The 7,229-nt window shown below is 29.0% G+C and carries 7 protein-coding genes; 1 reads left to right on the top strand and 6 read right to left on the bottom strand.

The window, feature by feature from the left end; all coding sequences use genetic code 11:
• From V7Q02_RS10000 to mscL, 5 genes are all read right to left on the bottom strand, one after another.
• Complete coding sequence (locus V7Q02_RS10000) at window positions 1–2,901, bottom strand: DEAD/DEAH box helicase (RefSeq protein ID WP_333860870.1); 2,901 nt, start codon at window positions 2,899–2,901, stop codon at window positions 1–3.
• A 171-nt stretch (window positions 2,902–3,072) separates the two neighbouring features.
• Window positions 3,073–3,456, bottom strand: coding sequence for a (deoxy)nucleoside triphosphate pyrophosphohydrolase (locus V7Q02_RS10005; protein WP_333860871.1), 384 nt, complete (start codon window positions 3,454–3,456; stop codon window positions 3,073–3,075).
• A 189-nt stretch (window positions 3,457–3,645) separates the two neighbouring features.
• A complete protein-coding gene (locus tag V7Q02_RS10010) occupies window positions 3,646–4,293 on the bottom strand; it encodes an HAD family hydrolase (RefSeq protein WP_333860872.1) in 648 nt (215 codons plus the stop codon).
• Between the two features lie 194 nt (window positions 4,294–4,487).
• Window positions 4,488–4,709: a hypothetical protein gene (locus V7Q02_RS10015; protein ID WP_333860873.1), complete on the bottom strand. Its 222-nt coding sequence runs from the start codon at window positions 4,707–4,709 to the stop codon at window positions 4,488–4,490.
• Complete coding sequence (mscL, locus tag V7Q02_RS10020; RefSeq protein ID WP_333860874.1) at window positions 4,702–5,136, bottom strand: large conductance mechanosensitive channel protein MscL; 435 nt, start codon at window positions 5,134–5,136, stop codon at window positions 4,702–4,704. The genes V7Q02_RS10015 and mscL overlap by 8 nt, the downstream gene beginning before the upstream one ends.
• A gap of 467 nt (window positions 5,137–5,603) precedes the next feature.
• Here mscL and V7Q02_RS10025 point away from each other — a divergent pair, with 467 nt between their 5' ends.
• A complete protein-coding gene (locus V7Q02_RS10025; protein WP_333860875.1) occupies window positions 5,604–5,774 on the top strand; it encodes a hypothetical protein in 171 nt (56 codons plus the stop codon).
• Between the two features lie 289 nt (window positions 5,775–6,063).
• On the opposite strand, the gene V7Q02_RS10030 is transcribed toward V7Q02_RS10025, so the two are convergent.
• Complete coding sequence (locus V7Q02_RS10030; RefSeq protein ID WP_333860876.1) at window positions 6,064–6,627, bottom strand: reverse transcriptase domain-containing protein; 564 nt, start codon at window positions 6,625–6,627, stop codon at window positions 6,064–6,066.
• Window positions 6,628–7,229 lie beyond the last annotated feature (602 nt).

The raw sequence follows: 7,229 nt of genomic DNA on the forward strand, positions 1-7,229 counted from the left end.
TTATATCTTTTTAATAAACTCAGTATATATAGTACTTGGTACTTCATTTTCTAATTTTATTTTAGCAGTTATAGGTTTTTCTCCTTTATATTCTACTACATACCCTTTTCCTATGTAAATATACGGTTGAACAACTCCATCTATTTTCTTATATTTTCTTAAAAAGATATGCAAATTAATACCTCTTTCTTTATTAAATATAATATTTTTTCCTCTTTCTGAACTCTGTGATGTACTATTAGGACTTTGCCACTGAAAGTAGTTTCTGTCTATAAGTTTATCTTTATAATTAATGCTTTCTTTTATATCTTTTTCTTTATGCAAATCCACAAAAATAAAATATTCATTTTTATTAGTTATAAGTCCACTTCCTCTAAAAGAGCTATGGATTTTAGTATAATTTGAAAGCAACGCCACATCTACCATTTTGTACTGCTCATATAGTTTTAAAAATGGAACTCCATAATAATTACTTGAAAAGTTTTTTTCATACCTTATAAGTGCATAATTTATAATATCTTCAATATAACATCTATATTCTTTATTATGTATCACTTTTTTAAACTTCCAAGTACAAACTAATATTTGATCCTTAAATTCAACTAATTTAACAGTACTTTTTATTTGAGCTGTATCATAGTAACTTTGATTTAGACAATTAAACGCATGTATAATACTATTATCATCTACATAATCAATACATTTTAATATTTCACCTCTAGCCTGCTTTAAGTTTATTTTTTCATGATTCAAAAGATACTTTAATATACTAAACTCATAAATTCTTTTTATTGGTAACTTATCAGCAATCTCTTTCAATATTTTAGAGAAATCCTCATCTTCCAATATCCTTTTTAAATTTTTATTATTTTCCATTTTAGCTACAAAAGAGAGATAAGTTTTTTCCTTGCTTAAAAATCTTAAGGGATCTGGTGCTCCATCATACTTTATATAATCCATAAGAAAATATGGTACTTTTCCTCTATTCATTTTTTTAAATTCCAAATATTCTTCTTTTAAATACTTCATAGAATTAAAATTTTCTTTATTTAATTGCTCTAAAATTCTCTCTTCAGCAACTTTATCCATTTGAATATTAGTACATCCCGGTATATTTGCAAATTGAGTTGATACCACTACTTTTAAACTATCCTTATCATAATACCTTGAACCATTTAATGCTATAGCTATTAAAAATGTCTTTTTATGATTTCCTATAAAGTCCAACACGGTTAAAAAGGTTTTACCTTCATGTTTTCTAAGTCCCCTTCCAAGCTGTTGTATAAATATAATAGGTGAGCTAGTAGGTCTAAGCATTAAAATTAAATTAATAGATGGTATATCCACACCTTCATTAAAAATATCTACCGTAAATATAACTTCTAATTCATCATTATCATTTTCTAATCTTTTTATATAAACTTCTCTTTCATTAGGAGAATTTTTTCCTGTTAAGCATACACTTTTTATACTTCTTTTATTAAATTCACTTGCCATATACTCTGCATGATCTATATTTGCACAGAAAGCTATACACTTACATTTTTCTCCGTCATATCCGTAAAACATCATTTTTTCTATTATAAAGTCAACTCTTTCATTAACTTTCAATCTTTTAACTATTTCATCAATATCCTGTAAACTTACGTCACTTAAGTCTATGCCATCAATATCTATTATACCAAAATAATGAAATGGAACTACTAATTGTTGTTCTAAAGCCTCTTTAAGTCTTACTTCTAAAGCTATATTACCATCAAAAACATCAAATATATTCCCACCATCACACCTTTCCGGTGTTGCAGTCATTCCAAGTAAAAATTTAGGTTTAAAGTAATCCATGATTTTTTTATAAGATGCACTAGCTGCATGATGAGCTTCATCTATAATAATATATTCAAAATCATCTTTTTTAAAATTATCAAGATAATTATTCATTGATTGTACAGTGGAAAATACATAATCTGCATCTATTTCTTTAATTGTACCTGTTAAAAGTCCTGTACTCTTATTTTTATTCTTTACTAATTTCTTGAATGTTTCCTCCGCATCTCTCAAAATTTCTTCTCTATGTACTAAAAAAAGCATTCTTTGGGGATTATATTTTATAACATCAAAAGCTGACATATATGTTTTACCTGTACCAGTAGCTGCAACAACCAATGCCTTATTTTCACCTGAATGCCTTAATCTATCTAAACTTTTCATTGCCATTTTTTGCATTTGATTTGGTTTTATTAATTCGTAATTACTAAAATCTAAAGCCTTATTAATCTCACTTTTTCTAATTTCCTTGAGAAAACTTCTGTAACTATTAAGAAAGTCATCACTTACAATAGTGGTTAAATTCCATAATCCCAAGTATTCTTCTAAAACCTGACGCGTAAAACTATTATCTCTTTTTGAAACAACTTTTACATTCCATTCAACATTACTTTTTAAAGCTCTTTGAGTTATATTAGAGGAGCCTATAATTATTTTATATTCTTCTCTATTCTCAAAGATATAAGCTTTAGTATGAAACCCCTTATCCTTATCAACAATAAAAACCCTTAAATCAATATTACTAAATTTTCTTATTCTTTCAAGCGCCTTGGGCTCAGTAAAATTAAGATATGTTGAAGTTAATATTTTTCCCTTAACACCTTTTTTATGAAGTTCTTCAAAACTATCCAATAAAAGTTGAAGACCACTAAAATTAATAAATGCTACACTGAAATAAAATTCATCACATTGGCTTAAACATACCTTAAGTTCTTGTAACAGATTCCCTTTTTGTGAATTAACTATTAATTCATTATTAATAACAAACCTGCTATCTTCTATTTCTTTACTGTTAATATAAAAATCATTACTATCTTGCTTTTCTATATTACTTATTTTATCAAATATTGATTTCACATTATCACCTGTATTAATTTAATATTTTTATACAGAGAACACATCATATAATATTTTACTAAAAATCTAATCAACGCTTATCACATGAAACACAAATATTTTCATATAAAAAAGCAATGCTTATTGTCATCTGTATGTAATACATATCTTATATCTATAAATGCTATTATTTTATACTTTTTTTAATTCCTCCATAACTAATATATCTGCTGGAACCCATGTAAGTTTGTCCAATTCATTTAATGGTATCCACTTAGCATCATTATGAACATTTAAATGAATTTTTCCTCCGCACACATCACACAAGAAACAATGCATTATAAGATTAAAATTTGGATAATCATAATCAATAGTAGTTACATATTTAGAAACATGTATATCCAATTCTAATTCTTCTTTAATTTCACGAACAAGAGCTTCTTCCCTTGTCTCTCCAGATTCTATTTTGCCACCTGGAAATTCCCACATATCCTTAAACTCACCATAGCCACGACATGTAACAAATATTTCATTACCCTGCTTTATAATTGCAGCTACTACTTCTACTGTTTTCACTTATATACTCACCCCAAAACATATAATAATTATATTATAATTTGATATATAATCGCTACTCTAAAAATAAAATGGATTAGCAGCCAAATGTCAAAACCTATCTTTATTATTTATTAACTGAGTTTGATATTTATAGTGTTTCTTTAACTAAAGACTATTAAAACTTCTTTTAGAGCACTAAGTTTTCCATTAGATTAACATTTTCTCAATATCTAATACAGTATTAACAATAAAATCTGCGCCTGCTTTTTCAAGTTCAACTCTATCACCATATCCGTACAGAACACCAATTGAATCTATTCCTACATTTTTTGCACCATTAATATCATGCTCCCTATCTCCTATCATTATTACTTTTGGTAAATTGGTAATATTACAGCTTTCTAACGCATATTGAATAACCTCATCTTTTTTAACTCTTGTTCCATCAAGATTACTTCCCGCAATATACATGAAATATTTGGCAATATGAAAATTCTCTAATATTTGTTGTGCAAATACTTCAGGTTTAGATGTTGCAACAACCAGTGTTTTGTTATTATATTTTAATGTTTTAAGTAAATCCTCAATTCCGTCATAGATCAAATTCTCAAATATACCCCTTTTTCTATAATACTCACGATAATATTCTACAGCAGTTTTTGCTTGTTCTTTTGAAAATCCGTAGTAACATTCAAAAGAATCCTTTAAAGGAGGTCCAATAAATTTATTTAATTCCTTTCTATCATTTACCTTTATATCATATTTTTCAAGAGCATATATAACTGAGTTTATTATGCCTACTGCAGAGTCCGTTAGTGTACCATCAAGGTCAAATAGTATGCTTTCATATTCCATTACTCATTCCCCCATCCTACATTTATTCACTATTATACACATTGTCAATACTTTAGGAAATAATATCAAATATATTTTTCACTTTTCATCATTATTCTGTCTAAATGTTCTCTTTTACTGTCTATATATAAAAAGCCTATACCGTTTGATATAAACTCTAGTTATATATTAAAGAATGTAAAGTAATCTATTTTCTAAAACCACCTTCTTAACCTTGCAAAAACGCCTAAAATTATTACAGCTATAATATCTACGATAGCAATTATAGGCATCGTTATTACAATAATTAATGAATCCGATTTAAAATAGGCAGCCAAAAATAAATAAAGAATATTTAGGCCAATAACTATGTTATTGAATATGGTTTGCCTTGTTCTAGATAAACTATCATTGTTAATAGTAAATTTATTAATCAAGGTGCGAAGTGCAATGCGGGCATCTAATTGCATCTATGGGTATATCGCTTGAACAATACTTACATTTTTTAGTATCTACTAATTTTTCTTCTTTCTTCTTATTTAAAAACTTATTCATTTGATTTATAACTATAAATATACAAAATGATATTATAAGAAAATCAATTACGTTATTTATAAATGTTCCATAATTTAAGGTTGGAACACCTGCTTTTTTAGCTTCCTCTATTGTGTTAAAGTCACTATTGCCTAATGTTATAAATAAATTGGAAAAATCGATTTTACCAATCAGTAGTCCTACTAATGGCATTATTATATCATTCACTAAAGAAGATACTATCTTGCCAAATGCACCTCCTATAACAACACCTATTGCTAAATCCATAACGTTTCCCTTCATAGCAAAATCCTTAAATTCTTTTAACAATATAATCTCCCTTTCCGTGATCTAAAATTAATCTACTCTTTACATATTATATCAGGAGATATTTTCCTTATCCACCTTTAATTTTTTCATATAAAACACCTCACCTGTTTAACGGCATCATGATTTTATCATATAGTTTTTTGTTATATTATTATCGTTACTATTATGTACTTTTAATTTTTAAAAAACAAAAGATTTCTCATTATAAAAAATACTCTTACCTCAAAATATTAAATCTGCAACTGTGATTTCATTGCGGTTTTGTCTGTGAATTTTGTTGAAATTTTTTAATCTTATTAGAATAAGCCTTAGAATCACTTATCCAGGGGTACAGCAGTGATTATCCCCAACTTAAAGAAGATGGGAGTGTCAGCTAATTCTAGCCTTCGGATAAAAATTGCAGAATATACAGGGATTTTGACGAGTTGATTAGATTAGGTATAATGGAATAAAAAGGGGATGATCATATGGTAATGTCCAACAGGGAATTATTTGCTTTAATATACAATAAAGTATTTGAAATTGCTAGTAACTATAATTCTGATTGTATATATGATGAGAAGGTTAAGGAGGAAGTGGCAAGACAGTTTGGTAAAGAAAAAACTGATTGGTTCTATCATACTTGGAAAAAAATTTGAGAGCATTAGCTCTCTTTTTTATGATTAAAACTCTCCAGTTGAATTGAGTAGGGGTTTTGGGTTGATTTCTGTTTCTAAAAGATAAGGAGGTAATTTTTGTCTTGTTAAATGGAGAATGTTACGACAACTCTTGTTAAGGTTCAATCTTTAATAATCTATATAATTTTCACTAACAGATGATTGGTACCATTAATTTCAGAATATCAGCACTCAATGTAACTTCCGTATTACCATGTAAACTTTATCTATATTCCAAGCCAATACCTGATTCTCTTAGGAAATTTTCTTATTAATACTTCAGCAATAAAAACAGGTTCAACCACGACTTTTGTGAATAATTAAGGATACCATTAATTGTATTACCAAGTGCAGAACCATCTACGCTTTCTTGGAATACTCCATCGGTAATAACACCAGCTTTCAAGTATTTCCTACTCCAATCATAATTCATATGGTCAAAGAACCCTTTAATATCCGCATCAACAACGTAGCTTATCTTTCCACTATACATTCTGTTATGAATTTCCTTGATAGCATCATGACAGCCACGTCTTGGACGGAACCCATACATATTTCTTAGAAATCTTGGCTCATAAATTGCCTCCAATATTTTCTTCACAGCAAGTTGTACTATCTTATCTTCATAGGATGCAATTCCTAATGGGCACCTTTTACCATTACCTTTCGGTATAAATACTCTTAATGATGGTAATGGCTTATATGACTTATTCTTTAGCCTTTTTAATAAATTTGATATATTTCCTTCTAAATTGACTTCATATTCTGCTTTTGTAACTTTATTAATGCCTACTGCCTTATTCCCATCCAGTTCTCTGTGACACTGCTTAAGCATCTCATCATTAATATGATGATACAGTGAAGTAAATTCTGACTTTCTTGTATTTGCTGATATTTCTGCTATTCTTTCTAATTTTGTTCCTATTATTTCTCCTGCCCCTGAGTACAGATAATGTGTCCTCAGAAAGATTGTTATTATGTAGTCCCCTTCCCTCCATTGGCATTACCCAACCTCAGAGGTACTATGAGACTACCCGGCTGCCTGTCGTTCATTTGACATCCTCCGTTTTATTGTTGTTCATCATACTTATTACTAAGAAACGGCAGGCTCTCCCCAGTTGATAATTAACCACAATGTAAAGCATGATTAGCCCTTTGACCCCGCAGTGCCACATAGTTCTTACCATTACGACCTATGTGATTTTGCTTTCCCCACCAATTAAGACGTCAGCCCTCTGATATACAAAATTTCGAGGCTCAATAGCATTTCAACCCTACTTTCTCGCTGTCTACGCTTAGCTCCCATCATTACTGATGACAACTCAAGACTCGCTACTGCTGGTTGGTTAGACCTTGCTCAGACAGGATTTCCACCTGCTAGGTTATACTAATTTTCTTTAGTAAACATAGAAACTATCCAATTCCAACCTGTAATGG

This window comes from Clostridium sp. (genome assembly GCF_036781005.1).
In the GTDB taxonomy this organism is placed as follows: Bacteria; Bacillota; Clostridia; order Clostridiales; family Clostridiaceae; genus Clostridium_B.

Coding starts and splice junctions, on each gene's coding strand:
- V7Q02_RS10010 (WP_333860872.1), bottom strand. CDS start 4,293: ATGGAATATGAAAGCATACTATTTGACCTTGATGGTACACTAACGGAC.
- V7Q02_RS10025 (WP_333860875.1), top strand. CDS start 5,604: ATGGTAATGTCCAACAGGGAATTATTTGCTTTAATATACAATAAAGTA.
- V7Q02_RS10030 (WP_333860876.1), bottom strand. CDS start 6,627: ATGCTTAAGCAGTGTCACAGAGAACTGGATGGGAATAAGGCAGTAGGC.